Here is a 26,123-nt window from a genome sequence, read left to right as displayed (position 1 = left end):
CGGCCACCGTAGTGTCCGAGGCAGCCGGCCGCGTGAGTACCCCTACGTGCCTCCAGGAAGCGACCTCAGCCGCGACCGGCGCACCAGGAGCTGTCATGCCTCACCCCACGACGACTGCCACCCACCCGGCACGTCCCACCCGCCTCACCGTCATCAACGCTCTCCTCCTGCCCCTGGCAGACCCGGCCGGACCGAGCAGCACCACGCACCCCGACTGGTACCTCGGCTGGATGACCGTCGGCGACGACGGCCTCATCAGCGGGATCGGCCCAGGATCGCCGCCCCCGGCCACCTGCCCGCCCTCGTGCGACGACCCCACCTCGGGCGCAGAGCACACGATGCACGGCGAGGTGCTCGACGCCCGCGGCGCGATGGTCGCCCCCGGGTTCGTCTCCGCCCACAGCCACATCTACACCTCGGGCCTGCGCGGCGTCGCCCACTCGCAGACCCTCTACCCGTGGGTCCGCGCCAACGGCGAGGCCCTCCTCGACGCCAGCGCCGACGACATGTACTGGTACACGCTCCACGGCAGCCTCGACTTCGTGAACAACGGCATCACCTCCGCCTACAACTTCACGCACTCCCGCGTCTCGTGGCTCTACGAGCCCGAGACGGGCTACAACCACCCGGCCCGCATCCACGGCACCGACCACGTCACACGCCAGTTCGACGGCACCGCCGACTCCGGCATCCGGGTCGTCAACAGCTTCCGCCTGGACGACGAGGCCTTCACCGAGACCGAGACCCTCGATACGTTCGCCGAGATGGTGGCGGCGAGCGCCGACCGGACCCCTGCCGCCCAGCACCTCGGCGAGTCGATCATGGGCGCCGTCCAGTGGTCGAGCCACCGGCGGTCCGCCGAGCTCGAGGCGCAGGTGATGCGCAACCTCGGCGTGTCTAACCAGGCGCACTTCGTCGAGACCGCCGAGGGCATCGAGTTCCAGCAGTCGAAGTTCGAGTGGTACGAGGAAGCAGGCGCGCTGGGGGCGCGGTTCCTCTTCGGACACTTCGTGCACCCGACCGACACGATGATCGAGCGCGCGGTCGCTGCAGGCTGCGCGATGGTCTGGCAGCCGACCTCCAACGGGCGCCTCGGCTCGGGCATCGCGGACGTCGCGCGCTTCCGCGACGCCGGCATGCGGATCGGCATGGGCCTCGACGACCAGTCGTGCACGGACGTCTCCGACCCGTTCCAGAACATGCGGATCGGGATGTACACGATGCGCGCGAAGCACTCCGACGCGGGGATCATGACGCCGCGCGAGGTGCTCCGGATGCACACGCTCGGCTCAGCAGAGGTCCTCGGGGTCGAGGACCGGGTCGGCAGCCTCGAGGTCGGCAAGCACGCCGACTTCCTCCTCGTCGACCCGCGCCACCCGGACACCGGTCCGGTCTGGGACGTGTTCGCGACCTACGTCATGGCGTGCGGGCTGCGCAACCTCCAGCAGGTGTACATCGGAGGCGAGCTCGTGAGCACGCAGGGCGTCGCGACGACCTCGCTGGCCGACGACGCGAGCGCCGAGCTCCACGCCCGCATCGTCCACCGCGCACGGGCGGCCGGTCTCGCGATCGACTACGTGCCGGACGACGACGTGATCGCTGCCCGGACCGCGCCGACCAGAGCGTCTGCCCGCCCCGTCGCTGCGTCGAGCGAGGCGACCGCAGCGCTGAGCGAGGCGCCGTGACCCGCTCCGGCGGCCGCAGCGAGGTTCACCTCCGTCGTGACGGTCGCCGAGCGCAGCGCCCCGCCGACGGCAGCCGCCCCGACACCGACGTCCGCGAGGACGATCGGGTTCCCGTCAGCGACAAGGCCCTCCAGCAGGTCGAGCACCGCGACCGCCACCTCTCCGACCTGGACAGACGCGTGCGCGGCCGCGAGCGTCGCAGCGTCGATCGCGGCGTCGCGCTCGCGGACCTCCGCGGAGCTGTGCGCCGGGAGCCGGAACGCGGCAGCGAATCCCGTCGACGCGCGGGCGTCGTCGTCCGCGGCGGTGATCGCCTGCGCGACGAGAGCGTGCGCGGTCGCCCGGACGTCGCTCATCCGGGCGACGAGCTCGGCAGACGGCTCGAACCCGCCCGCGTCACCGGTGCTGTACCCGGAGACCATCCCAACCAGCGCGGCCCCGAGCGCCGCCATGATGCCGCCGGCGGCACCACCACCCGGTGCGGGCGTGGCCGCACCGAGCTCGTCCAGCCAGCGGGAGATCGTCTGCGCACCGGTGCTCGTCATGACGGAAGCCTACGAGAGCGACCTGACCGGCCCGCAGGGCGCCGCCGCGAGGCACAGTCATGACCCGGCTCCCGCTCGTCCAGGCGGACCCGCGCAGCGCGTGCCCGAAGGACATGATGTTCGGGCCGTGCGGTGGCGTCGGCGCGGACGGCGCGTGCGAGGTCTCCCCGGTGCGCTGCACGTTCGTCGACGACCCGGTCGCGCTGTGGCCGGGCGACGTCCCGGTCGCCGCCGGCGGGGTGCTGCACGCACCTTCTCCGGCGGCGGTGGAGCTCGCGGAGCTCGTGCGAGCGCGACCGGTCGTCATCTCCGGCCTGCCAGCACGGGCGCTCGACGCGGACTCGATCCGCCAGTGCGCCGAGATCCTGCACGGGACCGTCGACGCGGTGCTCGCCGGCGACTCGGGCCGCGCCCGGGTGCAGCTCCCGCCCGCCTACCGTGCGCACGTCATCCAGGAAGCCGGGCTGCGCGCGTGGATGGGGCTCAGCTGCCGGGACCGGAACCGCGTCGCGCTCGAGGGCGAGGTGGCGGCTCTCGCCGACGTGGGCGTCGCGGGGGTGCACTGCGTGACCGGCGACCACACGCTCACCGGGACACGCCCGGACGCGCGCCCGGTCTTCGACATGGAGTCCACCGAGCTCGTCGCCCTCGCTCGGCGCTGGGGCCTGGCCACCTCCGTGGCGGAGTCGCCTGCGGCGCCGCCCGTCGACCTGCGACCAGCGCGTCTGGCACAGAAGGTCGCCGCCGGCGGCGAGCTGTGCTTCCTGCAGTACTGCGGGGACGTCGACGACGTGCGCCGGTTCATCGACCGCTCGCGAGAGGCGGGGGTGACGATCGGCTTCGTCCCGGGCGTCCCGGTGGTCATCGACCGCGCCGGGGCCGAGCTGCTCGAGTCCTTCGCCGCAGCAGTCCTGCCTCCCGGGTACGTCGAGGGCATCCTCGCGGCGCCCGACGCGTACCAGGCGGGGGTCGCCGCAGCGATCGACCTGTCCGAGCAGCTGCTCGCGATCGACGGGGTCGTCGGCGTCCTACCAGCAGGGGGACCGGAGCCTGGCACCGAGGTCGCGTTCGCTCACGCGCTCGCATCGATCGGACGCGCGCTCGGCGCGGGAGAGCCGCTGGCGCCGCGCACTAGGTAGAGTTCCCTCACCTGGTCGTCGAAGGAGCCGCCGTCATGTCGTTCGCGCCACCGCCTCCGCGGCGCGTCTCGCCTGTGCCGTCTCTCTCGGCGCTCGGCGGGTGCGTACCGGCCGCGCCAGGACGGCGCGCCGGGGCCGCGGCGCTCGACACGGTCGTCCTCTCCGTGCCGGCCGGAGCGGCCGGCGCCTGCACAGCCGTCGGGCTCGTGCAGGAGACGGCCCCGCTCGTCGTCGTCGGTGGTGTCCTCGGGGCCCTCACGCTCGTCGGCCTCGTCGCTGTCGGTGTCTCCTTCGCCAGGACCGGCCGCTCGCCGGGCAAGGCCGCGATGGGCCTGCGGCTCGTCGACGCCCGGACAGCCGGCGCCCCCGGGACCGGTGGGACCTGGCTGCGGTTCGTCCTCGCCGGGCTGGGGTCGGTCCTCCTCGTCGGCTGGGTCCTCGCTGCCGTCCAGGTCCTGCGGGACCGTCCTGGCGACCGGCGCACCTGGTACGACTCGGCGACGGACGTCGCGCTGCTCGACGTCGTCGCTGGTCGTGACCCTGCCACCGACCACGTCCAGCCCTGGCTCGCGAAGAGGGCCCCGTCGACAGCGCCGACAGCAACCGCAGCCGGCCACGCACCGGACCGTCTGGCCCCCGTCCCGACCCTTGTCACGATGGACGGCGCACCGCTCCACCCGGACGGCGCCGCTCCCGCGCCGCTGACGCCTGCGCCGGTGCCGCCGCCGGCGCCCGACGCGTCGGACGACCCCGACGACCTGGACGACCTGGACGCGCTCGACCAGACCGACGTGACCGTCGACATCACGACGCGCGGCGAGAGGTTCGACCCGCTCGTCGTCGCACACCTCACGTTCGACTGCGGGACCGTCGCGGACGTCAAGGGCCGAGCGCTCGTCGGTCGCAAGCCGCGCCTCGCCGACGGCGCCGAAGGCACGCTCCTCGCGATGACCGACGGGACCCGCACCGTCTCCAAGACCCACCTCGAGCTCGTCGTCGAGGACGACGGCGTGCGGGTCACCGACCTCTGGTCCACCAACGGCTCCACCATCATCGACCCCCACGGAGACACGACCACGCTCGACGCGGGCAGCCCCGTCCTCGCGCTCTACGGCTCCGTCGTCACGGTCGGAGAGCACTGGTTTACGGTTGCCCGGGTCACGACCCCCCAGGATGAGCTCGACGACGCAGGGCAGACCCTCCTGCGAGGACGACGATGACGCGCGGCGCCGGCGCAGGCATCCCCGCCGGACGCTCACCGTTCATCGCCCGGTGGGGCGCTGCGACCGACCGCGGCGCCGTGCGCAGGGTCAACGAAGACTCGCTGCTCGCGACGCCGCCGTTCTTCCTCGTCGCAGACGGCATGGGCGGGCACGACGCCGGCGACATCGCCTCCTCGATCGTCCTCGACGCCTTCTCGCCCTACGTCAAGCAGACGGCGGTCACAGAAGAGGACGTCCGCTCCGCCGTCCTCGGCGCACGACGCGCCGTCGTCGAGTTCTTCGAGCCCACCAGCATGTCCGGCGGGTCGACGCTCACGGGCGTCGCGATGAGCACCGTGGGCGACGAGCCCGCGCTCGTCGTCGTGAACATCGGCGACTCGCGCACCTACCGGCTCAGCGACGGCCACCTCGAACAGCTGAGCAAAGACCACTCGACCGTCCAAGAGCTCGTCGACGCCGGGTCGCTCACACCTGAAGACGCCCGCACCCATCCGTCCCGCAACGTCATCACCCGCGCCATCAGCCCGACAGCCGACTCCGAGCCCGACGTCTGGTCCGTCCCCGCGCGCCCCGGAGACCGGTTCCTCGCCTGCTCCGACGGACTGACCGGCGAGATCTCCGACGAGCACATCCACGACATCCTCGCGGCGCACGACGACCCGCAGGCCGCGGCCGGCGCTCTCGTCGACGCGGCGCTCGCGGAAGAGGCGCGGGACAACATCACGGTCGTCGTCGTGGACGTCGTGGCTCTCGCGCGCAGCGCAGACGAGCAGAGCGCGGACGCGACCGGCGCGGACGGCGGCACCGGTGAGCACGGCGCCGACGATCACAGCGACATCGAGGACACCATCCCGACGGTCGCGCGCGGCTGACCTGGCTGGGCTGTGACCCGGCTGCGCCCTGATCGGGCGGTCGTCGTGATCAGGCGGTCGTCTCGATCGGGCGGTTGTCCCGATCGGGTCGAGGCGCAGGTCGGGTGCTGGTCGAGCGGGGGTCGGGCTGAGACTAGGCGCTGGTCTGTACGGTCGCGGGGGCGGTGCTCTCGCTCGTCGTGCGGGCTGCGGCGGGCGGGCGCGTGGAGAGCACGAACGACGCCGCGAGCGAGACGGCGACGGCGGCGATGCACGCGATCTCCCAGCCGCTGCGGACGCCGTCGTGCAGCACCCACACGCCGACGAGGCCGGGGAGCAGCACCTGCGTGACGTTGACGAGCGCTCGTGCAGGGCCGACCGTCCCGTTCTCGACCGCCCGGGAGAACGTCACGCTGCTGAGGATCGCGAAGCCCACCGTGAGCCACGCGGTCGGGGTGAGGAAGAAGTCGAGCCACGTCCCGCCGTGCGCAGCGCGGGCGCACATCGCGAGCCCCGCCGACGCGAGACCGCTGAGGAGCGCCTGCACGGTCGCGCTCGCGCGGCGGTACGTGAGGACCGTCGCGGCGAGCAGGCCGAGGAGGAGAGCGAGCATCGCGAACCCGAACCACGTGGGGGTCGCGACGTCGGACTGGACGCCGGTGCTCAGGGCGAGGATGGCGAGCGCGCCGGTGACGGCGAGCGCCGCCCACTTGTCGATCGTGCGCAGGCGGGTCCCGAAGACGACCCGGTCGAGCAGGACGGTGACGACCAGCGACGAGGAGAGGATCGTCTGGACCGTGAGGAGCGGCAGGTACCGCAGCGCGACGAGCGAGAAGGCCCACGCGACGAGAGTGATGGACGTCCCGACCGCGTAGGCGGGCTCGCGCAGCACCTTGAGACCGGCGGACTTCGAGGAAGCCATCGCTTGCACGACGGACCCTCCGCCGTACCCGGCTGCAGCGGCCATCGCGGCCAGGATCGATAGTGACATCCGCGCGATTCTGTCAGCCGTTCACGGGTGGGGGATAGGTCGATCGGTCCCGAGAGGGGGTGACGTTCCTCGCAGAGTCTGGTATGTGGTGTCTTGTCCGGTCACGAAGGTGTGTCGGTCGTGATCTGACGCCGTGACGCCGTGATGCCGTGATGCCGTGACGCGGTGACGCGGTGATGGCGTGACGGCGTGACAGCATGACGCTGTGACGGCGCGTCGTGCTGTCACCGCTGGCGCGCGTCGGGAGGCGTTCCGCCTCGGCGAGGTCGTCGCGGCGCGCTGCGGAGCTGCGCGCGGACGCCCTCGAGGATGTCGGTGAGCGTCGTGAGGTCGTCGGCCGTGAGGTGGTCGAGGAGCATCGTCGTGACGACGTCCACGTATTCCGGGATGCCTTGCGCGACGAGCGCGCGACCAGCGTCGGTGATGCGGACGAGCACGACCCGCTCGTCGGTCGCCTGCGCGCCGCGCTCGGCGAGCCCGCGCTCGACGAGCTGCGTCACCTGATAGGTCAGCCCGCTGGGCGAGATGACCAGGCGGTCGGCGATCTCCGTCATCCGCAGCCCGTCGTCAGGGCCTTCGACGATGCGGGCGAGGATCTCGAACTGGGTCGTGGGCAGGCCGATCTCGTCGCGCAGGCGGCGATCGGCGGCGTGCTGGACGATCGCCGTGGTCTCGAGGAGGGCTACCCACGCGCGCATCTCCTCGGGGGATGCGACGCGCTGAGGGGCAGGCCGACGCTCGAACGACGAGCCGGGAATAGGCATTGGCACCTCCAGGTTGTGACAGACGCGAATATGTTTCAAATACGAAGCAAGTGTGGCAGCCCGTCCGTACGAGGAGAGAAGACACCATGAGCAGCACCATCTACACAGCGCAGGCTACGTCGTGGGGCGGCCGCAGCGGCAAGGTCGTCACGAGCGACGACCGTCTCCAGCTCGACCTCTCGGTCCCGTCCGAGATGGGCGGCGACGGTGGCCCAGGCACCAACCCTGAGCAGCTCTTCGCGTCCGGCTGGGCTGCGTGCTTCCACAATGCCATGAAAGCGATCGCACGCCAGCAGAAGGTCGACATGACCGACTCGGCCGTGAGCCTGAGCGTCGACGTCGTCGGCGGCGTGGCTGCGGGCTTCGACTTCCAGGTCACCATCGAGGCCCAGGTCCCAGGCCTCGACACGGCCACCGTCCAGGCGCTCCTCGAGGCCGCCGACCAGGTCTGCCCGTACTCCCGCGCCACCCGCGGCAACGTCCCGGTCACCCTCCGCGTCGTCACCGACGAGGACTGACCCGGCAGCAGGGCCCCGACCCAGCCGCTATGCCCTGACCCGGCCGCCGCCCGGCCCTGGCCCCGGCTCAGCCGCCACACGGCCCCGGCCCCGGCCCAGCCGCCGCCACCGTGATCGCTGAGGTCGTCAGTTTGAGTTCAGTTCGGCAGCACAGGGTGCCGAAGTGGACTCAAGCTGTCGACCTCAGTGGTGGGCATGGGGGGCGCCGCGAGACGTGGCGGGGCAGCGGCAGCATCGGGAGCGTGGGGACGGGCAAGGTCAGCCCGTCGGTGCGATGGTGGGGCTGCAGGCCTCTCTCGGTCTGCTGGGTCTGGTGCGGAGGAGATGGTCGTGACTCGAGTTGCAGTGACTGGTGGCAGCGGAAAGCTAGGACGAGCCGTCGTGCGGGACCTCGTCGAGCACGGGTACGACGTGGTGAACCTCGACCGTGTCGCGCCGACCGAGCTCGTCGAGCTCTTCACATGTGTAGATCTCACCGACTACGGTCAGGTCCTCGGTGCGCTCTTGGCGATCGACGACCGCACGAGCGGCCCTGTCGACGCGGTCGTGCACCTCGGTGCGATCCCGGCGCCGGGGCTCGCGCCCAACGCCGTGACGTTCGCGAACAACATCACGAGCACGTACAACGTGTTCGAGGCAGCGCGGGTGGCGAGCATCCGCCGCGTCGTGTGGGCGTCGAGCGAGACGGTCCTCGGCCTGCCGTTCGACACGCCGCCGCCCTACGTCCCTGTCGACGAGGAGTACCACCCGCGCCCTGAGTCGTCGTACTCCCTCGCGAAGACGCTCGAGGAGGAGATGGCTCGGCAGTTCAGCCGGTGGGACCCGTCGCGGACCCTCATCGGGCTGCGCTTCTCGAACGTCATGGAGCCGGGCGACTACCGTGCGTTCGCGTCATACGACACGGACTCGGCGAAGCGCCGGTGGAACCTGTGGGGCTACATCGACGCGCGCGACGGCGCGCAGGCGGTCCGCCGCGCGCTGGAGGTCGAGCTCACGGGTGTCGAGGTCTTCATCATCGCCAACGCTGACACGGTCATGAGCCGGTCGAACGCCGAGCTGCTCGCAGCAGAGTTCCCTGACGTCGAGTTCCGTGGCGACGTCGGTGAGCACAGCACGCTGCTGGGCATCGACAAGGCGCGTCGTCTCCTCGGGTTCGAGCCGGAGCACAGCTGGCGGATCACGACCCGAGCCTGAGACGCAGGGGCGAGGTCTGCGTCAGCGGCTGACTCACTGCTGAATCCCAAAGGGCTGGTGCGACAGCCGCGTGCCTCAGGCGTGGCCCGTGAGTTCGGCACTCTCAGCCGATGTCGGCCGTCTCATGTGCCGACCTCGGGCGAGCGTGCCGACTTCGGCTGAGCGTGCCGACTTCGGCTGAGCGTGCGGACCTCGGCTGAGCGTGCGGACCTCAGCCGCGCGTGCGGACCTCAGCCGGGCGTGCCGACTTCGTCCGGGAGCGCTGGTGCCTGTCGGGAGTGTCGAACGTGATGACCGGTTCGGATCGAGGGACGTCCCGGGGTCATCGGTCGCCGGGTCCTGGCGACGTCAGCGGCTGTTGAGGACCGGGCGTCGAGAGAGGTGGGCGTGCGCGGTCGTCGGGACGTGGCGCAGGAGCCGGCGACGCAGGAGGCCTGGTGTCCGGAGGTCCTCCTTCATGACACGCACCACGTGCCAGCCTGCATCCTCGACGGACTCTTGGCGTCGGCGCTCGTGGAGGAGGACGTCCGTCGCCGCGTCTGCGTATTTCTGCCGACCGTCGTACTCGACGAGCAGTCGCCACCCGCGCCACCCGAGGTCTGCCCAGTACGTCGACGAGCTGGTGACGACCTTGATCTGCGTCTCGGGGACGGGCAGCCCCATCCGGAGCGCCGCGAAGCGCACGGTCGTCTCGCCTGGTGACTCGGCACCCTCGTCTGCGAGCGCGAGGACCTCGCGGGCCTTGATGATCCCCCTCGAGCCCGCGAGCTGTTCGAGCATCTGCGAGCACACCGTGCGGTCGGCGCCGACGTGCAGCGCGGCGTCCGCGATGATGAGCCCGCTCAGCGGGGGCAGCATCCGGAGGCAGTCGACGACAGTGCGTTCGAGCGTCGTGACGATGAGTCCGTTGTGCCGGGTCCGGTGCTCGTCGTGCAGGGTGGTCCGGTGGCGGACGACGCCGCGGTCGCCTCGTGTGCCGGGCCGCGACCCCTGGACGACGTGAGTGTGCTCGTGCCCAGGGACCATCGGCAGACCCCACAGGAGCGCGGCGGAGATGTGGCTGAACGTCAGCGGCACCGTCGACTGGCGGGCGAGAGCGATCATGCGCGACAGGGCGACGTCACGGTCGCGGGTGCTGGCGGGATGTTCAGTCGTGGACAGGTAGGCGCCGGGGCGGACGCGGATCCAGGTCCCGTCCCGAGCGCACGATCGGACGTGGGCGGCGGTGAAGTCCCGCGCGAGATGCACGGCGGGCAGCGGTGCGGTGCTGAGCTGCGTCGGAGACAGAGGGCCGGGGCGTCGAGGCATGAGCAGATGGTGTGCGACAGGCGCCTGGCGCATTGCGTCCGGGGCGCTGACCTGTGGACAGGCAGGGCTCCTGAGGGCCTGTGCACCAGCGAGTCGCCCTGTGCACTGTCCCGGCGAGACTCGCCAGTTCGGCACCGCGCGTCGAGGTCGGCATACGCACATGCCGACCTCGGCACAAAGTACCGAACTCAGCGGCGTGACGCTGTGGCGGGCGACGCTCAGGCAGGAGGCAGGAGGCAGGAGGCAGGAGGCAGGAGACAGGAGCCAGGGTGTGTTGCAGCTGAAGAGGCGGGGTGTGTCGCAGGTGAAAGAGGGTTGCGGGGCAGGTTTTGCCCGCACTCTTGCCCTCAGAATCTCGGTGAGCACAGTCACCGACCGACGGTATGTGAAGTAGATCGCATTTGCCGACATGGTGTGACATGTACGATAAATGGCATATCTCCCCACGGGGGGACTAGTAGCCCGTCACCCCGTCGACCGCCTCGCGGAGCAGGTCAGCATGCCCGAGATGACGGGCATACTCCTCGATCATGTGGACATAGACCCACCGCAGGTTGACCTCGCTCCCGCGCCGCCGACCCGGCAGGGCCGCGTCGAGGTCCACCACCTCGCCCGCGCGCTCTCGCGCGGTGTTCAGCTCGGCACCGTAGCGGGCCACGTCCGCGCTCGCGGTCTCTGCACGGGCGTCGTCGAAGTCGCCGTCGTCATCGTCTTCGCAGTAGATGGGCGGGGTCTCGTTCCCGCCGACGACGACGGTGAACCAGTACTGCTCGACACCCGTGAGGTGTCGGACGATCCCGAGGAGCGACAACGTCGACGGCGGGACGGACCGTGCGCTCAGCTGCTCCGGCGTGAGGCCGTCGATCTTGAGCGGCAGGGTCGTCCGGTACAGCTCGAGCCAGCTCTCGAGGCTCTCCCGGTCGCCTGCCATGAAGGGCGGGTGGCTTCGGAGGTCCTGCGTGGCGTCTGCGGGCGTCTCGATCATGACGGTGAGCCTAGATGGAAGCGGTCGGGGCGGGCGGGGACGAGCTCCCTGCCCGCTATCAGAGCCGGACGAGCCCGGCCTCGCTGTGTCGCAGGCCGCACGCGCCCTCGTAGAAACCGACCAGGTGGGGCTCATAGTCGGCGTGCACCCACTGGCAGCCTGCACGCCGCGCTTCCTCGATCGCGGCCGCGACGAGCGCTCGCCCCAGTCCGCGCCCGCGCATATCTGGCGCGACGCACGTGTCGAGGAGGACGGCATGGGCGCCGCCGTCGCCGATGACGTTGACGAACCCCACGAGTCGGCCATCGGTGCGCGCGGCGATCCAGGTGATGCTGTGGTCTGCGAGGCGTCGTCGCCACGGGGTCGAGGTGACCGGGTGCCCGAACGCGGCGGCGTGCAGGGCTTCGAGGTCAGCGTCGTCCAGGTCGTCTCTGATGTGCAGCTCGATCGCGGGGTCCATGGCTCGATCCTCTCCCGGTGTCGGGTCGTATTGGTCCCGTCTGTCGGGACGACCGCTGCCGACCGCTGACAACCACTGCCGACCATTGACGAGGCCGCCGGCCGGATGGCACCTGCCGCCGGACGAACGACCCACATCTCGTGCACTCGTCGTCATTATGGTCGGGTGTGAACCGTCGACCGTTCGCCAGACCTGTAGGAGGTGAGCTCGTGCGCACCCTCCAGCGTGTCCCGGCGAGCTTCTTCGGCATGGTCCTCGGCGTCTTCGGGCTCGGGAGCACGTGGCGGTACGGCGCGAGCATCGGGCTCGTCCCGCACTGGGTGGGCGAGGTCGGCGTGCTCGCCGGGTGCGGGGTGTGGTTCGCGCTGGTGGCCGTCTATGTCTACCGCTTCCTGACCGCGCGAGACGGCGTCGCAGCGGAGTGGCGTGACCCGGCGACCTTCTCGTTCATCAGCCTCCTGCCCGCGGGCGGCGTCTTGGTCTCTGTCGGGCTGCACCCGTACGTCCCCGTCGTTGCGGCCGTGCTCCTGTGGCTCGGTATCGCTGGGCAGCTCGCCTTCGTGGCTGTCCGCTGCGCGCCGCTGTGGGCCGGTACCCAGCCGCTCGACGCCACGACCCCAGGGCTCTACCTCCCGTTCGTCGCAGCCAACTTCATCAGCGCCATCGGGCTCGGTGCGGCAGGGCACGAGAAGCTCGGGTACCTGTTTCTCGGAGCCGGCGTGATCTCGTGGCTGACGCTCGAACCGCTCATCACGCACCGGTTGCGCACCGGGCCGGAGACGCCCCCGGCTGCGCGCGGCGTGATCGGCGTGCAGCTCGCTCCAGCCTTCGTCGCCTGCTATGCCTACCTGGCGGTCAACGGTGGGCGGTTCGACACCCTCGCGCTCGGGCTCTTCGGCTACGGGGTGCTGCAGCTGGTGCTCATGCTGCGTCTGTGGCGCTGGATCCTCGCTGCGGGCTTCACGCCTGGGCTCTGGGCCTTCTCTTTCGGTCTCGCAGCGATGTCCAACACCGGGCTGCGGTTCCTGTACTCCCGACCAGACACCGACGTCCGGATCGTGGCGATCGCGGTCGTGGTGATCGCCACGGCGCTGCTGGTCGCGCTCATCGTCGGGACAGTGGTCCTCGTGGTCCGCGGTCGTCTGGTGCCTGCTGCGCGACCAGCGTCCTCTGGCGGGCCCGAGCCGGTACCGCCGGTGCCGTCCGCGACGACGTCACGGTAACCGGCTCGTTCTGGCGTCTCCGTGTCCGGTGTCGGGTGTCGGCAGGTCAGCGCTGAAGCCCGCCTGCTGGCCTAGCGCGCGTCCACGCGAAGGTCGAGACGGCGCAGCAGCTGGGCATTGAGCGCGACGACCACGGTCGACAGCGACATCAGCAGCGCACCGACCGCCATCGGCATGACGAACCCGATCGGGGCGAGCACCCCTGCCGCCAGCGGCACGGACACGAGGTTGTATCCGGCGGCCCACCAGAGGTTCTGCTTCATCTTCCGGTACGACGCCTGAGACAGGTCGATCACGGAGAGCACGGACCGCGGGTCGTCGCTCGCCAGGATCACTCCGGCGGAGGCGATCGCCACGTCGGTTCCCGCTCCGATCGCGATCCCGACGTCGGCCTGTGCCAAGGCCGGGGCATCGTTGACACCGTCGCCGACCATCGCGACGAGCCGGCCGCCGTGCTGGAGCTCTTGGACGTGGCCGCTCTTGTTCTCGGGCTTGACACCGGCGAACACCTGCTCGATGTGGAGCTCGTCGGCGACCGAACGAGCGACGGGCTCAGCGTCGCCGGTGATCATCACGACCTGGATCCCTCGAGCCTGCAGCGCGTCGACGGCCTCGCGCGACTCGGGGCGAACCTCGTCGACGAGCTCGAACGCTCCCGCGACCTCATTGTCGATCAGGACGTGAAGAACGATGGACCCCTGGGCTGACCAGGCCTGGCTCCCGGCCAGGGGCTCTTGGTCGTGCGCGCGGAGCATGCTGGGGCCGCCGACGCTGACGGTGTGGCCCTCGACCGTTGCGGTGACCCCGACCGCTGTGGACGCCTGGAAGTCTGTCGCGCTGGGAACGGTGACGCCTCGATCGTCTGCTGCTGAGACGATCGCTCGTGCCAAGGGATGTTCGCTGTCGCGCTCGACTGCGGCCGACCAGGCGAGCACGATCTGCTCGCTGTGATCGTCGGTGGCGAGGACCTTCCGCAGGCCCGGGGTGCCTCTCGTCAGGGTGCCCGTCTTGTCGAAGATCACCGTGCTCACGGTCCGCATCTGCTCCAGGGCCATCCGGTCCTTGATCAAGATGCCCGCAGCAGCGGCACGTTCGGTGGAGATCGAGACGACCAGCGGGATCGCCAGGCCGACGGCGTGCGGGCAGGCGATCACCAGCACGGTGATCGCACGGATCAGCGCGCTCTCGGGGCTGCCGAAGACCAGCCAGGCCGCGACAGTCAAGGCGGCCGAGACGAGCGCGAACCAGAACAGCCATCCGGCGGCCTTGTCGGCCAGGCGCTGGGCACGGGTGGACGACGACTGGGCTTCGCTGACGAGCAGCTGGATCCCGGCCAGGGCGGTGTTCTCCCCGACTGCCGAGATCTCGATGCGGAGGGCGGAATCGGTGGACACTGTTCCGGCTACGACGCGATCGCCGGAGGAGCGCTGCACGGGTCGGGACTCTCCGGTGATCATGGACTCGTCGACGTCCGCCGTGCCGTCGACGACGTGCCCGTCGGCCGGGACGCGTCCTCCGGGCCGGACCATGACCACGTCGCCGACCTGCAGGTCGGCCGGGCTGACCTGAGTGACCTGGTCGCCGTCGATGCGTTCGGCAGTGTCCGGGAGCAGCGCCGCGAGAGAGTCCAGCGCGGACGAGGTCTGGGCGAGCGAACGCATCTCGATCCAGTGGCCGAGGAGCATGATGACGACCAGGAGAGCCAGCTCCCACCAGAAGTCGAGCTCGTGGGAGAGAACTCCCAGGCTGGCGCCCCAGGACGAGACGAAGGCCACCGTGATCGCCATCGCGATCAGCAGCATCATCCCGGGGGAGCGTTGTTTGAGCTCGGAGACGGCGCCCGCGAGGAAGGGACGCCCTCCCCACGCGTAGATCACCGTTCCGAGTACCGGGGAGATCACAGCCACCGCCCCCACCTCGGGTAGGGAGTAGCCGAGGATCGACGCGAACATCTCGCTGAAGTAGGCCGTCGGCAGTGCCAGCACGAGCATCAGCCAGAACAACCGCCGGAACTGTCCCACGTGATCGCCGTGGTCGTGGTGCATCCCACCCGCATGCCCGAGGTCGTGATCCGGGTCTCGCGGACGGCTCGGATCTAGCTTCGGACCCGGCTCCGTCGAGGGGCCGTGATGATGCTCCTGCATGGCATTCATGGTGACTCCCCGCGGACAGAACTCGAGAACGGCCTCTTGCGCACGTTATCTTGGACGGGGTGTGGAGGCAGTTCGGAGCTGATGCTTCGCCGGTCGGCGGGGCGGGTCTCCGTACGGGCGCCCCTGCATACGTGACTGGTCCCAGCGCTTGAGGAGGTCAGGTCGTGGTGCGAGCGATCGAGGGTGCGCGTCGGTGGCCAGCCCGTCTCGGTGTGCTCGTCGTCGTTGTCGGGGTCGTGGCCGCGCTGAGGGCGTGCGATCCGGGTGCTGGCGCGGAGCCCGCCGTTGGGCACATGAGCATCTGCCAGGCGGCGTTCTCTGAGATGGCCTCAGCTCGCCAAGGTGTTGCCAACATCGTGCTCGCCGACACCGAGAGTCGGTCGTTGCGCTACTGCGGGTCACCAGACGAGTGGCTCGCAGGCGCAGGCGAAGTGCCGGGCGCGATCCCGGACGGCACCGACCCGCAAGAGGTGCTGCGGGACCTGTGCTCGAGGGCAGAGAGTGCTGACCGTCCGGCGTGCTCCGCCCCTCGAATCGACTGAGGGGACCGGGACGGTCTGGCAGCCATCGCCTGTCCAGATCTCGTACTCCTAGCCCCGACCGTCGATCACTCCTCGAGTTCAGTCGAGGGCCGCGACGACATCAGGCTTCGTCAGGGAGGATGGCGCCTTCACGTCAACCACGCGGACTCGTCAGTCGGCGGCCACGCAGAATGAAGTTGGGGAAGCGTGACCGCTTCGCAGGACCGTCAGAGCCCTCGATGAGCAGCGGTTGAGCGGCGATCCGTACGCCTGGCGGGCCGAAGTTCGCGGTCTACGACCACGAGAGCTCGAGGACGCGCCAAAAAGTACACGTCGGCCTATGGCCGCGGACCAAAAGCGTCCGGGGCAGCGCTTCTGGCTGGCACCGGACCGGGGAGCCTCGCAGGCATCCCCTGTGCGACCTGTCGCGCCCCGACCGTCGCCACCGTTCCCGAGCGCTCCGTGCCGCCGCCCCGACGCCCTGACGCCCCGTTCTCCATCCCCTGGAATACAACCCCGCCCTCCAAGGTTGAGCCTGACAGACTCAAGTTTGTCCCTCGAACTTGCACCCGCGAGAACGAAGGCGCAGACTTGAGCGCAAGAGACTCAACCAGGACGCGCATCGAACGTCTCGCAGCATCCTGGTCCCGTTCGCACTGAAAGGCTCCACACATGGCTCGTGCAGTCGGAATCGACCTGGGTACCACCAACTCCGTGGTCTCCGTCCTCGAAGGTGGAGAACCCACCGTCATCGCGAACGCCGAAGGCGCCCGCACTACGCCCTCCGTCGTGGCCTTCTCCAAGACGGGCGACGTGCTCGTCGGCGAGATCGCCAAGCGCCAGGCCGTGACCAACGTCGACCGCACCATCAGCTCGGTCAAGCGCCACATGGGCACCGACTGGTCCGTCGCGATCGACGACAAGAACTACACCGCGCAGGAGATCAGCGCCCGCGTGCTCGGCAAGCTCAAGCGCGACGCCGAGGAGTACCTGGGCGAGCCCGTCACCGACGCGGTCATCACCGTCCCCGCCTACTTCAACGACGCCGAGCGCCAGGCCACGAAGGACGCCGGCCAGATCGCCGGCCTCAACGTCCTGCGCATCGTCAACGAGCCCACCGCCGCCGCGCTCGCCTACGGCCTCGACAAGGGCAAGGAAGACGAGCTCATCCTCGTCTTCGACCTCGGTGGCGGAACGTTCGACGTCTCCCTCCTCGAGGTGGGCAAGGACGAGGACGACTTCTCGACCATCCAGGTCCGCTCCACCTCCGGTGACAACCGCCTCGGCGGCGACGACTGGGACAACCGGATCGTCGAGCACCTCATCAAGGAGGTCAAGAACTCCTCCGGAGTCGACCTGTCGAAGGACAAGATCGCCCTCCAGCGTCTGCGCGAGGCTGCTGAGCAGGCCAAGAAGGAGCTCTCCTCGGCCACCAGCACCAACATCTCGATGCAGTACCTCTCCATGAGCGAGAACGGCCCCATCCACCTGGACTCCAAGCTCACCCGCGCGCAGTTCCAGCAGATGACGCAGGACCTCCTCGACCGGACGAAGGCACCGTTCCACTCCGTCATCCGTGACGCGGGCATCTCGGTTGGCGACATCGACCACATCGTGCTCGTCGGTGGATCCACCCGCATGCCCGCCGTGACCGAGGCCGTCAAGGAGCTCACCGGCGGCAAGGAGCCCAACAAGTCCGTGAACCCGGACGAGGTCGTCGCCGTCGGCGCAGCCCTCCAGGCCGGTGTCATCCGTGGAGAGCGCAAGGACGTCCTCCTCATCGACGTCACGCCGCTGTCCCTCGGCATCGAGACCAAGGGCGGAGTGATGACCAAGCTCATCGAGCGCAACACGGCCATCCCCACCAAGCGCAGCGAGATCTTCTCCACCGCTGACGACAACCAGCCGTCCGTGCTCATCCAGGTGTTCCAGGGCGAGCGCGAGTTCGCCCGCGACAACAAGGCGCTCGGCACGTTCGAGCTCACCGGCATCGCACCCGCGCCGCGCGGCGTGCCGCAGGTCGAGGTCACCTTCGACATCGACGCCAACGGCATCGTCCACGTCGGCGCCAAGGACCGCGGCACCGGCAAGGAGCAGTCGATGACGATCACCGGTGGCTCCGCGCTGCCGAAGGAAGACATCGACCGCATGGTCCGCGAGGCCGAAGAGCACGCAGCCGAGGACAAGGTGCGTCGTGAAGAGGCCGAGACCCGCAACCAGGCCGAGTCCTTCGCCTACTCGACCGAGAAGCTCCTCAAGGACAACGAGGAGAAGCTCTCCGAGGAGATCCGCACCGAGGTCCAGGCAGCCGTCGACGAGGTGAAGACCGCGCTCGAGGGCACGGACATCACGGAGATCAAGGCCAAGCAGGAGAACCTCAACACGGTCGCCCAGAAGATCGGCGAGGCCCTCTACGCCCAGGAGTCAGCAGCAGCCGAGGGCGCACCCGAGGGTGACGCCGGCAAGCCGTCGGCCTCTGACGAGGACGTCGTCGACGCCGAGATCGTGGACGACGAGGAAGACACCAAGTGACGACGCCCAACGACGAGAACCAGAGCGGCGACCCGCTCGAAGGACTCGACTTCGAACCCTCGAAGGAGGCGTTCGACGTGGACGAGCCCGTCGCAGAAGCGTCGGAGCCCGTCGTGGAGATGACCGAGCTCGACAAGGCCCAGGCCGAGTCTGCCGACCGTCTCAACGACCTCCAGCGCCTCAACGCCGAGTACGTGAACTTCTCCAAGCGCGCCAAGCGCGAGCAGGAGGCAGCACGTGCCCGCGGCGTCGAGGACGTCCTCGTCAGCCTGCTCCCCGTGCTCGACGACGTGTACCGCGCTCGTCAGGCAGGCGACCTCACCGGGCCGTTCGAAGCCATCTCGGAGAAGCTCACCGGTGCGCTCTCACGCTTCGGCGTCGAGACGTACGGCGAGGTGGGGGAAGAGTTCGACCCCGCCAAGCACGAGGCGCTCATGCACCAGACGTCCGCCGAGGCAGAGTCGACGACCGTCCAGCACGTGGTCGAGGTCGGCTACCGCATCGGTGACCGCGTGGTCCGCGCGGCGCGCGTCGCCGTCGTCGGCCCCGAGGCCTGACAGCAGCACCGAGCACGACCGACCACGGGCACCCCGCTCGCCGACAGGCCCTGACCGGCCTGGCGTGCGGGTGCGGTGCCCGTAGTCGGTACTCTCCGAGGCAGAGGAAGCAGAGCGTGCAGAACATCGAACGGAAGGAGGCGCCATGACCGGTCAAGACTGGATCGAGAAGGACTTCTATGCCGCGTTGGGCGTCTCGAAAGACGCAGACGACGCAGCGCTCAAGAAGGCGTACCGCAAGCTCGCGCGCAAGTACCACCCGGACCAGAACGCCGGGAACGCCGCAGCCGAGAGCAAGTTCAAAGAGATCGGCGAGGCCTACTCGGTGCTCTCCGACACGGAACAGCGCCAGCAGTACGACGCGATCCGTGCGATGGCCGGCGGCGGTGCACGCTTCGCGGCAGGACCCGGCGGCGCGAGCGGTCGGAGCGCCGGCGGCTTCGAAGACCTCTTCGGCGGCATGTTCGGCGGAGCCGGCACCGGCGGCCGCACCCGTTCCACGAGCCAGGGCGGCATGCCTGACGGCTTCGAGGACGTGCTCAGCAGCATGTTCGGCAGCTCGGCGGGCGGCCGCGGTGGGCAGACGGGGTTCCGCCCCAACACGCGCGCGCAGGCCGGACAGGACATCGCTGCGACCACGACGCTCCCGTTCCGCGACGCGGTCGAGGGATGCACCGTCACGCTCGGCGTCGACGGGCGGTCCGTGACCGCACGGATCCCCGCCGGAGTCCGTGACGGACAGAAGATCCGGCTGCGGGGCAAGGGACGCCCTGGCGCCGGAGGCGGTCCGGCTGGTGACCTCGTCATCACCGTCGCCGTCACACCGCACCCGGTCTTCACCATCGACGGCCACAACCTGCGCGTCGCCGTGCCCGTCACGTTCGCGGAGGCGGCGCTCGGCAGCCAGCTCGAGGTTCCCACGCTCAGCGGCACGGTCGTCAAGGTGCGCGTCCCGGAAGGAACCCCCTCCGGCCGGGTCATGCGCGTCAAGGGCCACGGCGTCAAGACGGCCAAAGAGACCGGCGACCTTCTCGTCACCATCCAGGTCGTCGTGCCGCAGCGGCTCTCCGACGAGGCCCGTGCTGCGGTCGAGGCGTTCGCTGAGGCGACGAGCGGGGAGAACGTCCGTGCCGACCTGAGCGCCCGAGCGAAGGAGTAGCCGTGCGCGTGGAGATCGTGTTCGACGACCTGGAGCCCGGAGCAGCCGGCGGGTCTCGCGACGACGAGCCTGTCTTCCCGATCTCCCGCGCCGCAGAGCTCGCGGGCATGCACCCGCAGACGCTCCGTCAGTACGACAGGCTCGGCATCGTCTCGCCGGGACGGACCGCAGGCAGAGGCCGGCGGTACTCCCGGCGAGACGTGCTGCAGCTCATCGAGGTCCAGGCGCTCAGCCAGGACGAGGGCATCAACCTGGCCGGGATCAAACGCATCCTCGACCTCGAAGCGCAGGTACGACGCCTCGAGCACAAGGTCGAGCACCTCACCGCAGCGGTGGACCCGGGGTCCAGAGTCTTCACCGCAGCAGCGTCAGGGGACGTCGTCGCCGTGCGGCGAGGCCCGTGGTCCCGGCGTCGTGGCTGGGGGCGGCGGGAGGTCTCTGGCGAGCAGGGCGACGAGCGCGCAGCAGTCGTCCTGTGGCGTCCGTGACGGCCACCGCGCTGCTCAGTGCCGCGCGAGCTCCCGCTCGACGATCGCCTGCGCTCGGGGGATGAGCTCGACCTCTTCCGGGTCTGCCGTCCTGCTCGATGCCCGGTGCGTGGCCGCGTCCGCGATGTGGTCAGAGAACGCCGGTCCGGTGAGAGTCGTGAACGCCCGCAGGAGCGCCAGAGCCGGCCGGGCATACTCGTCCTCGTCGGCGACGATCTCCGCGAAGACGAGCGCGGTCGTGGCCAGGTCGAGCCCTGCCGGCCCGAGCCCGGCGGCCTCCCAGTCGATGAGGAACGGACCCTCGTCCGTCATGAGGACGTTGGCCGGGTGCAGGTCGAGGTGGACGATGCACTCTCCCTGACCGATGACGCGGGCAGCCACTCCCGGCGGAGGCGCCGTGATCCCGTGCAGCGCCTCGTGGAGGTCGAGCAAGATGCGCACGCCCTCGGAGATGCTCACGTCCTGGACGTCGAGCGACTGGAGGAGCGTCGGGCCGTGCAGGCGCTCCAAGACCAGGTCAGGGCCTTGCGCCTGGACGAGCCGGGCGGTGGGGAAGTCCTCGGTGTCGAGGTACCGGATGAGCTCGACGTTGTCGAACGAGGCGTCCGGATCGTGGAGGCGGCGCACCACCTGGGTGTCGTTGAGCAGGTACACGTTCGACGTGCGACCGCTCGTCAGCAGGTGACAGTCGTCAAGGACCGGCAGCCTCTCGTCGGGGGTTGTCGTGGTGGTGTCGTACCCCGTCCGAGGGCGGGCATCAGCGTCCATGCCTCGACCGTAGTGCCTGGTCGCACGTCGTGCAGCGGATACCCGCGCCCTGTCCGTCGAAATCTCTTTGCAGGCCTCGTTGTTTCGTGCTCGCAGGTCTTTTGTGGTGAGCCTTTCCTGTCTATACAAGAATGCTGGGCAGGTTTATCGTGGGAACGACCCAAAGGTGGGCACGGAACCGTCGCGCACCTCCCGTGACACATTCCCTGGAGGAATGATGAGCTCGCTCCTCGATCTCCCGCACGTCGTCGACTGCACCGCCTCCACCTGCGGATACAACCACGACGGGTGCCATGCTGGCGCCGTCACGGTCGGTGGGCACGGCTCCGCAGCAGAGTGCGCCACCTTCATTCCGTTGTCGGTCAAGGGCGGGCTCGACAAGGTCGTCGCGCAGGTCGGCGCGTGCCAGCGCGGAGAATGTGCGCACAACGAGTCGCTCGAGTGTCATGCGGACTCGATCCGCATCGGAGCAGGCTCCTCGATGGACGAGCTCGCGGACTGCCTCACCTACACCCCGCGCTGACGCAGGCCGAGACTGCCCCGTGGCGCGGGTCTCGCTGTCCGGGTGCGCCCGATCCGCGGCGACCTGCTGATCGTGCTCGTCAGCGGGCGAGCCTCTGGAGCAGGTGCACGGCCGCTCGCGAGGTCGAGGGCAGGTGCTCGATCCAGAGGCGGGGTGGCCGGCGGACGATCGTCGACACCCCGAGGTCGGCGGAGTCCTGCTCGATGAGGAGCCGGACCTCGTCGAGCGTCGTGAGCACAGTGCCGTCGCGCTCGACGAGGACCACGAAGACGCCACCGCCGAGAGGAGCCATCGGGTGGCTCGGACCGAACGCGTCGACGAGCGTGCGTCCCATGCTTGCCGAGCGAGCCATCCGTTCCCACGGTGAGACGCGGTCCAGGCTGACGTCGACGACGATGAGCGCGTGGGACGTGCCAGGGTCGGCCGGGAGATCACCTGTCGAGCCATACAGCTCCGCGACGCGAGCTACGAGATAGTCGGCCGTACGCAACCCCGTCTCGGGATCCGTGCAGCCGTCGACGCTGGGTGGCGGAACCTGTCCGTCCGCCCACCCGCTGCAGAGCGCGCGCAGCGCAGCACCGACGTCCGAGGCTGATGCTGAGCCGAGCAGGCACATGAGGTCGTCGATGGTCTCGCCGATCCCGCACCCGCTGGAGGCACGTGCGAGACCGAGCCGCTCGCACGCACGGAGCGTCGGGGTCCCGTCAGCGAGGGCCTCGACGACCGCGTCGACCGCGGGGTGGTACCAGTCGTCCTCGTGGAGCCAGGCAGTCTGGAGGCTCGCCTCACGCCACTGCTCGCGCAGCGCGCCAGTGGGCGGCACAGCGCCCTGAACGAGGATCTCCACACTCTGTGAGAGTTCTCGTGAGGTCGATCATGACGCGTTTTTGCGTGAGGACTTTCTTACTTTCGCCCATCGCCCCTTATCCTGAGTGATAACGGCACCAACCGTACGTCCTGCCGAATTCGACAGGGCGTGTGCGGGGCGCTGGCACAAAGGACCTGATCGGGTCGTGGAGCGAGCGTCGAGAGCGGGCAAGGTGACGGACGAGCACGGGGCAGCATGGGGCGCAGGCTCCTCGGATGCCGAGCTCATCACGGCTGTTCGTCTCGGTGACAACGAGGCCTTCGGGGCGCTCTACCAGCGGCACGCGGCAGCGGCGTGCCGGGTCGCTGGGCAGTACCTGCGCTCACCGAGCGAGGTCGACGACGCCGTGGCGGACGCGTTCACCAAGGTCCTCGTCATCGTCAGCGGCGGCGGCGGCCCAGACATCGCCTTCCGTGCCTACCTGTTCACCGTGGTGCGTCGGCGCGCGTTCGAGATGATCAACGGAGCCCGCCGGACCCAGCCGACGGACGACACGGAGGCCTTCGAGTCGGCCTTCGGCCCGCTGGCCTCGACCGAAGAGCCCGCCCTCCAGGGATTCGAGCGCACGACGGTCGCCGAAGCGTTCCGCTCCCTCCCCGAGCGGTGGCAGTCCGTCCTCTGGTACTCCGAGGTCGAAGGGCTCGCCCCGGCAGCCATCGCGCCCATCCTCGGACTGACCGCCAACGGTGCAGCGGCTCTCGCGTACAGGGCGCGTGAGGGGCTGCGCGAGGCATACCTCCAGCAGCACCTGTCGAGCACACCCGCAGACGAGTGCCAGAAGGCCAACGGCCTCCTCGGGTCGTACGTCCGGGGCGGGCTCGCCAAGCGCGAGACAGCGGTCGTGGAGCGTCACCTCGACGACTGCGGCGAGTGCCGCGCGCTCGTCCTCGAGCTCGGCGACGTCTCGCACGGGATGCGTACGGTCATCGCTCCGTTGGTCCTCGGCCTCGCTGGTGCAGGCCTCGTCGGGACCGCGCTGCCCACGTGGGGTGCCGTGGCAGGGACCGCGACCGCCACCGGCCTCGCTGCCACCGGACTGTCCGGCGCCGCGACCTCGGGTGCTGCTGCCTCAGGTGCCGCGGCACCTGGTGGGTCGGCTGCTGGTGCGTCCGGAGGGTCCGCGGGCGGTGCGTCCGCCGGTGCAGGCGGAGCCGCTGCCGGGAGCGCAGGCGGAGCTGCCGCGGGAGGGCTCGCCGCTGCGGCGGCAGCGGTTCCCGCGCTCGTGGTCGGGATCGCAGCGGTCGTCGTCGTGGCCGCGGGCCTCGCGGCGGCGGCTCTCCTCGGGGTGTTCGGCGGGGACGACGCCCCGCCGTCAGGCCCTGTCGCGAGCGGCGCCACCACCGAGACGCAGGACGGCGACGCCAGCAGCGACGACCCGGCCGACGCAGACGCGCTCTCGCCGCCGGACGACCCGTCGGATCCCGCGGCCGTCCCGCTCGCGCCCGACGACACCGCAGACGACACCAGCCCGTCAGACAGCTCCGACGCCGTGGACAGCGGGACCCCGACAGTCCCGCGCGCGACGACTCCGTCAGGCACGCCGACCGGGACCACCCCGGAAGACGCCTCGCCCCTCGCCCCGGACCCGGTCGATCCGGACCCGGTCGCCCCAGACCCGGTAGACCCAGACCCAGCTGACCCCGACCCGATCACCCCGGCACCGGTCGACCCTGACCCGACACCCACCCCGGTGTCGTTCGACATGGGGCTCACGCTCGGGTCCGGGACCACGTTCTTTGCACGCCAGAACAACACGCTCACGCTCGCGCTGACCAACTCGGGCCAGGACGTCGTCACCGACGTGGCTCTCGAGCTGTCCGTCCCGGCCGGTCTCGCGTTCGTCGCCGACGACTCGGCGACCTCTGGTGTCTTCGGTCCACGCCTGCCTGCGCTCGAGAGCGAGGGCTGGGTCTGCCTCGCCGGGACCCCGGAGACGTCTGGCCTGACGACCGTCCGGTGCGAGATCGCCGAGATCGCGAGCGGCGCGTCGGCCGACCTGACGCTCGACTTCTACGCGGAGAGCACGGCGACGTCCGTGACCATCACCGGTCAGCTCTACGTCGGCGGGGTGCGCCACGGTGCCGCGATCACGATGTCCTCACTGATCGCCCAGGCACCTGCGCGCCTCGACGCGGAAGTCGTCCCTGTCGCGGAGCTCGTCGCAGGACGGCCAGGACACCTCGCGGTGAACGTGTCGAACCTCGGTCAGGAGACGGCGGAAGACGTGAGCGTCGACCTCCCGCTGCCTGTGGACAGCGGTGTGACGTGGGGGGCCCCTGACGGTTCGCTGTCGCTCGCAGCCGGGTCTAGCGCGGACTGGTCGTGCACGGTCCGTTCCGCCTCTGACCGTGCTGTCGCGTCGTGCAGCAGCTTGGCGGACCTTGCCGGGGACGCGTCCACGACGCTCGTCCTGCCGGTGCAGGTCGCCCCGGACTCGTCCTTCGACGGTGAGCTTGTCCCGGTCGTCGGCCATGGGACGGCGGCGGGCACGTCCGGCACGTCCAGCACGTCCGGCACGGCGAGTCACCTGACCGTCGCCGCACGAGGGCTGTCCGCGACCGCGCTCCTCGCAGGCTCGCTCCAGACGGCTCAGATCTCTGGTGCTGCGAGCGAGGCGATCATGGTGCGCGTCCCGGATGACGCGATCGTCCGCCACGCGGAGGTCGTGTGGAGCGGTTCCGACGCGCAGGGCACCTCTGCCGACGGACTCTCCCACGTGGAGCTCCGCACCGACGCTGGCGGGCTCGCCACGGAGCCGCTGGTGGGGACCCCGGTCGTGCTCGACGCACCGGGCGCACGTGCTCAGGGGTACTGGGCGGCGAGCGACGTCACGTCGTTCGTCTCGGCGCACCCCGCGAGCGGCCGGTGGACCGTGGTGCCGGAGCCGGGGACCGTGCTGCCGGTCGACCTGCGGTGGTCGCTGACGATCGTGTACGACGTTCCTGACCAGCCAGCATCGACGGTCGCGCTCCTGTCGGGACCGCCGCCGTTCGGCGCTGCGTCAGCCGAGAAGACGTACCTGCTCCCGGCTGACGGAGCAGTCAAGGTCGCGGCGACCGCGTCAGGACGCAGCGGCGTCCCTGCCACGGTGCTCGCGAACGGCGCGGCCCTGCCGACGACCGGGGGGACCAGCGTGGTGACCTACCGGTCGGCCGGGCTCCTCCCGACTGCCGCTGGCGCGACCGGTCCGTTCGCGCTGAGCCTCACGGTCCCTGCCAGCGGGAAGGGTGCGCTCGACACCCTCGTCGTGCACTCCTCTGCGGATGCGTCGGCAGCGGGGCCGCTCGACCAGGACGACGCTCCTGCTGTCCCGGCGGTCGTGCTCGAGCCGGTGCAGCTGTATGCCTACGGGCCCATCATCGCCTTCACCGTCTCGGCGAACAACGGCAGCCCGCTCGACCTCGTAGACATGACCGTCGAGCTGACGATCCCGGACAGGAAGTTGGTCCTGGTGTCCGTCGGCCCGCGGTGCAGGCCGTCCGGCGAGGAGGTCACGTGCACGGTGGCTGAGCTCGGCGCAGGGGAGCAGGTGCGTCTGCCGATCGACGTGCTCACGAGCGTGGGGGCCGTCGACTCTGGGAGCTTTACCTACATGGTCAGCAGTACGGACCCGCTGACCGGGATGCCCTTCACGTCCGACGGTGTGATCGCCCGCTCGGGCAGTTGAC

Annotated in this window: 23 protein-coding genes; 14 read left to right on the top strand and 9 right to left on the bottom strand. The window is 70.1% G+C overall.

Annotated features, from left to right (window positions below; all coding sequences use genetic code 11):
- Window positions 1–95 precede the first annotated feature (95 nt).
- Window positions 96–1,685 (top strand): amidohydrolase family protein, encoded by a 1,590-nt coding sequence (locus ATL42_RS11355; protein ID WP_098455437.1) that lies wholly within the window; start codon window positions 96–98, stop codon window positions 1,683–1,685.
- On the opposite strand, the gene ATL42_RS11350 is transcribed toward ATL42_RS11355, so the two are convergent.
- Window positions 1,574–2,230: a cyclodeaminase/cyclohydrolase family protein gene (locus ATL42_RS11350; protein WP_098455436.1), complete on the bottom strand. Its 657-nt coding sequence runs from the start codon at window positions 2,228–2,230 to the stop codon at window positions 1,574–1,576. The two genes, ATL42_RS11355 and ATL42_RS11350, sit on opposite strands and share 112 nt — an antisense overlap.
- Window positions 2,231–2,289: 59 nt before the next feature.
- Here ATL42_RS11350 and ATL42_RS11345 point away from each other — a divergent pair, with 59 nt between their 5' ends.
- Genes ATL42_RS11345 through ATL42_RS11335 form a run of 3 tightly spaced genes read left to right on the top strand, consistent with a single transcriptional unit; the run spans window position 2,290 to window position 5,464 of the window.
- Complete coding sequence (locus ATL42_RS11345; RefSeq protein ID WP_098455435.1) at window positions 2,290–3,369, top strand: methylenetetrahydrofolate reductase C-terminal domain-containing protein; 1,080 nt, start codon at window positions 2,290–2,292, stop codon at window positions 3,367–3,369.
- Window positions 3,370–3,404: 35 nt separating this feature from the next.
- Window positions 3,405–4,589: an RDD family protein gene (locus ATL42_RS11340; protein WP_098455434.1), complete on the top strand. Its 1,185-nt coding sequence runs from the start codon at window positions 3,405–3,407 to the stop codon at window positions 4,587–4,589.
- A complete protein-coding gene (locus tag ATL42_RS11335) occupies window positions 4,586–5,464 on the top strand; it encodes a PP2C family protein-serine/threonine phosphatase (RefSeq protein WP_098455433.1) in 879 nt (292 codons plus the stop codon). Before ATL42_RS11340 ends, ATL42_RS11335 begins: the two co-directional genes overlap by 4 nt.
- Window positions 5,465–5,597: 133 nt before the next feature.
- On the opposite strand, the gene ATL42_RS11330 is transcribed toward ATL42_RS11335, so the two are convergent.
- Both ATL42_RS11330 and ATL42_RS11325 read right to left on the bottom strand, forming a co-directional pair.
- Entirely contained in the window at window positions 5,598–6,434 is an 837-nt protein-coding gene (locus tag ATL42_RS11330) for a hypothetical protein (protein ID WP_143556749.1), read from the bottom strand.
- Between the two features lie 224 nt (window positions 6,435–6,658).
- Window positions 6,659–7,198, bottom strand: coding sequence for a MarR family winged helix-turn-helix transcriptional regulator (locus ATL42_RS11325; protein WP_098455431.1), 540 nt, complete (start codon window positions 7,196–7,198; stop codon window positions 6,659–6,661).
- A gap of 86 nt (window positions 7,199–7,284) precedes the next feature.
- Here ATL42_RS11325 and ATL42_RS11320 point away from each other — a divergent pair, with 86 nt between their 5' ends.
- Together ATL42_RS11320 and ATL42_RS11315 are read left to right on the top strand one after the other, a co-directional pair.
- Complete coding sequence (locus ATL42_RS11320) at window positions 7,285–7,716, top strand: organic hydroperoxide resistance protein (RefSeq protein WP_098455430.1); 432 nt, start codon at window positions 7,285–7,287, stop codon at window positions 7,714–7,716.
- Between the two features lie 324 nt (window positions 7,717–8,040).
- Window positions 8,041–8,910: an NAD-dependent epimerase/dehydratase family protein gene (locus tag ATL42_RS11315; RefSeq protein WP_098455429.1), complete on the top strand. Its 870-nt coding sequence runs from the start codon at window positions 8,041–8,043 to the stop codon at window positions 8,908–8,910.
- A gap of 348 nt (window positions 8,911–9,258) precedes the next feature.
- On the opposite strand, the gene ATL42_RS11310 is transcribed toward ATL42_RS11315, so the two are convergent.
- From ATL42_RS11310 to ATL42_RS11300, 3 genes are all read right to left on the bottom strand, one after another.
- Window positions 9,259–10,218, bottom strand: a complete 960-nt coding sequence (locus ATL42_RS11310; RefSeq protein WP_143556748.1) for a hypothetical protein — start codon at window positions 10,216–10,218, stop codon at window positions 9,259–9,261.
- A gap of 454 nt (window positions 10,219–10,672) precedes the next feature.
- A complete protein-coding gene (locus tag ATL42_RS11305; protein ID WP_098455427.1) occupies window positions 10,673–11,203 on the bottom strand; it encodes a DinB family protein in 531 nt (176 codons plus the stop codon).
- A 58-nt stretch (window positions 11,204–11,261) separates the two neighbouring features.
- Complete coding sequence (locus ATL42_RS11300) at window positions 11,262–11,663, bottom strand: GNAT family N-acetyltransferase (protein WP_098455426.1); 402 nt, start codon at window positions 11,661–11,663, stop codon at window positions 11,262–11,264.
- Window positions 11,664–11,872: 209 nt separating this feature from the next.
- Between ATL42_RS11300 and tehA the strand changes: the two genes are divergently transcribed.
- Entirely contained in the window at window positions 11,873–12,886 is a 1,014-nt protein-coding gene (gene tehA, locus ATL42_RS11295) for a dicarboxylate transporter/tellurite-resistance protein TehA (protein WP_098455425.1), read from the top strand.
- Between the two features lie 71 nt (window positions 12,887–12,957).
- Here the strand turns inward: tehA and ATL42_RS11290 are convergent, their stop codons facing one another.
- Window positions 12,958–15,039: a heavy metal translocating P-type ATPase gene (locus tag ATL42_RS11290; RefSeq protein ID WP_211281804.1), complete on the bottom strand. Its 2,082-nt coding sequence runs from the start codon at window positions 15,037–15,039 to the stop codon at window positions 12,958–12,960.
- Window positions 15,040–15,203: 164 nt separating this feature from the next.
- On the opposite strand from ATL42_RS11290, the gene ATL42_RS11285 reads away from it, so the two are divergent.
- From ATL42_RS11285 to ATL42_RS11265, 5 genes are all read left to right on the top strand, one after another.
- A complete protein-coding gene (locus ATL42_RS11285) occupies window positions 15,204–15,581 on the top strand; it encodes a hypothetical protein (RefSeq protein ID WP_098455423.1) in 378 nt (125 codons plus the stop codon).
- A gap of 651 nt (window positions 15,582–16,232) precedes the next feature.
- Entirely contained in the window at window positions 16,233–18,092 is a 1,860-nt protein-coding gene (dnaK, locus tag ATL42_RS11280) for a molecular chaperone DnaK (protein ID WP_098455422.1), read from the top strand.
- Window positions 18,089–18,649: a nucleotide exchange factor GrpE gene (locus tag ATL42_RS11275; RefSeq protein WP_098455421.1), complete on the top strand. Its 561-nt coding sequence runs from the start codon at window positions 18,089–18,091 to the stop codon at window positions 18,647–18,649. The genes dnaK and ATL42_RS11275 overlap by 4 nt, the downstream gene beginning before the upstream one ends.
- 145 nt (window positions 18,650–18,794) lie before the next feature.
- Complete coding sequence (locus ATL42_RS11270) at window positions 18,795–19,808, top strand: DnaJ C-terminal domain-containing protein (protein WP_098455420.1); 1,014 nt, start codon at window positions 18,795–18,797, stop codon at window positions 19,806–19,808.
- Window positions 19,809–19,915: 107 nt separating this feature from the next.
- Entirely contained in the window at window positions 19,916–20,296 is a 381-nt protein-coding gene (locus ATL42_RS11265; RefSeq protein ID WP_098456525.1) for a heat shock protein transcriptional repressor HspR, read from the top strand.
- 15 nt (window positions 20,297–20,311) lie between these two features.
- Here the strand turns inward: ATL42_RS11265 and ATL42_RS11260 are convergent, their stop codons facing one another.
- A complete protein-coding gene (locus ATL42_RS11260; protein ID WP_098455419.1) occupies window positions 20,312–21,064 on the bottom strand; it encodes a phosphotransferase in 753 nt (250 codons plus the stop codon).
- A gap of 217 nt (window positions 21,065–21,281) precedes the next feature.
- Here ATL42_RS11260 and ATL42_RS11255 point away from each other — a divergent pair, with 217 nt between their 5' ends.
- Window positions 21,282–21,587 carry a DUF1540 domain-containing protein gene (locus ATL42_RS11255; protein ID WP_098456524.1) on the top strand — a complete coding sequence of 102 codons (306 nt, stop codon included), beginning with the start codon at window positions 21,282–21,284 and terminating at the stop codon, window positions 21,585–21,587.
- 79 nt (window positions 21,588–21,666) lie between these two features.
- Here the strand turns inward: ATL42_RS11255 and ATL42_RS11250 are convergent, their stop codons facing one another.
- Window positions 21,667–22,434, bottom strand: a complete 768-nt coding sequence (locus ATL42_RS11250; protein ID WP_098455418.1) for a hypothetical protein — start codon at window positions 22,432–22,434, stop codon at window positions 21,667–21,669.
- Between the two features lie 166 nt (window positions 22,435–22,600).
- Between ATL42_RS11250 and ATL42_RS11245 the strand changes: the two genes are divergently transcribed.
- Window positions 22,601–26,122 carry a sigma-70 family RNA polymerase sigma factor gene (locus ATL42_RS11245; RefSeq protein ID WP_169925401.1) on the top strand — a complete coding sequence of 1,174 codons (3,522 nt, stop codon included), beginning with the start codon at window positions 22,601–22,603 and terminating at the stop codon, window positions 26,120–26,122.
- Window position 26,123 lies beyond the last annotated feature (1 nt).

This window comes from Sanguibacter antarcticus (genome assembly GCF_002564005.1).
GTDB classification, from domain to species: Bacteria; Actinomycetota; Actinomycetes; order Actinomycetales; family Cellulomonadaceae; genus Sanguibacter; species Sanguibacter antarcticus.
This window is presented reverse-complemented; position numbering and strand designations above follow the sequence as displayed.

Bases quoted from the DNA above. Each gene is read 5' to 3' on its own strand.
- ATL42_RS11355 (WP_098455437.1), top strand. From the start codon at position 96: ATGCCTCACCCCACGACGACTGCCACCCACCCGGCACGTCCCACCCGC.
- ATL42_RS11350 (WP_098455436.1), bottom strand. From the start codon at position 2,230: ATGACGAGCACCGGTGCGCAGACGATCTCCCGCTGGCTGGACGAGCTC.
- ATL42_RS11345 (WP_098455435.1), top strand. From the start codon at position 2,290: ATGACCCGGCTCCCGCTCGTCCAGGCGGACCCGCGCAGCGCGTGCCCG.
- ATL42_RS11340 (WP_098455434.1), top strand. From the start codon at position 3,405: ATGTCGTTCGCGCCACCGCCTCCGCGGCGCGTCTCGCCTGTGCCGTCT.
- ATL42_RS11335 (WP_098455433.1), top strand. From the start codon at position 4,586: ATGACGCGCGGCGCCGGCGCAGGCATCCCCGCCGGACGCTCACCGTTC.
- ATL42_RS11330 (WP_143556749.1), bottom strand. From the start codon at position 6,434: ATGTCACTATCGATCCTGGCCGCGATGGCCGCTGCAGCCGGGTACGGC.
- ATL42_RS11325 (WP_098455431.1), bottom strand. From the start codon at position 7,198: ATGCCTATTCCCGGCTCGTCGTTCGAGCGTCGGCCTGCCCCTCAGCGC.
- ATL42_RS11320 (WP_098455430.1), top strand. From the start codon at position 7,285: ATGAGCAGCACCATCTACACAGCGCAGGCTACGTCGTGGGGCGGCCGC.
- ATL42_RS11315 (WP_098455429.1), top strand. From the start codon at position 8,041: ATGGTCGTGACTCGAGTTGCAGTGACTGGTGGCAGCGGAAAGCTAGGA.
- ATL42_RS11310 (WP_143556748.1), bottom strand. From the start codon at position 10,218: ATGCCTCGACGCCCCGGCCCTCTGTCTCCGACGCAGCTCAGCACCGCA.
- ATL42_RS11305 (WP_098455427.1), bottom strand. From the start codon at position 11,203: ATGATCGAGACGCCCGCAGACGCCACGCAGGACCTCCGAAGCCACCCG.
- ATL42_RS11300 (WP_098455426.1), bottom strand. From the start codon at position 11,663: ATGGACCCCGCGATCGAGCTGCACATCAGAGACGACCTGGACGACGCT.
- ATL42_RS11290 (WP_211281804.1), bottom strand. From the start codon at position 15,039: ATGAATGCCATGCAGGAGCATCATCACGGCCCCTCGACGGAGCCGGGT.
- dnaK (WP_098455422.1), top strand. From the start codon at position 16,233: ATGGCTCGTGCAGTCGGAATCGACCTGGGTACCACCAACTCCGTGGTC.
- ATL42_RS11270 (WP_098455420.1), top strand. From the start codon at position 18,795: ATGACCGGTCAAGACTGGATCGAGAAGGACTTCTATGCCGCGTTGGGC.
- ATL42_RS11265 (WP_098456525.1), top strand. From the start codon at position 19,916: ATGCACCCGCAGACGCTCCGTCAGTACGACAGGCTCGGCATCGTCTCG.
- ATL42_RS11260 (WP_098455419.1), bottom strand. From the start codon at position 21,064: ATGGACGCTGATGCCCGCCCTCGGACGGGGTACGACACCACCACGACA.
- ATL42_RS11255 (WP_098456524.1), top strand. From the start codon at position 21,282: ATGAGCTCGCTCCTCGATCTCCCGCACGTCGTCGACTGCACCGCCTCC.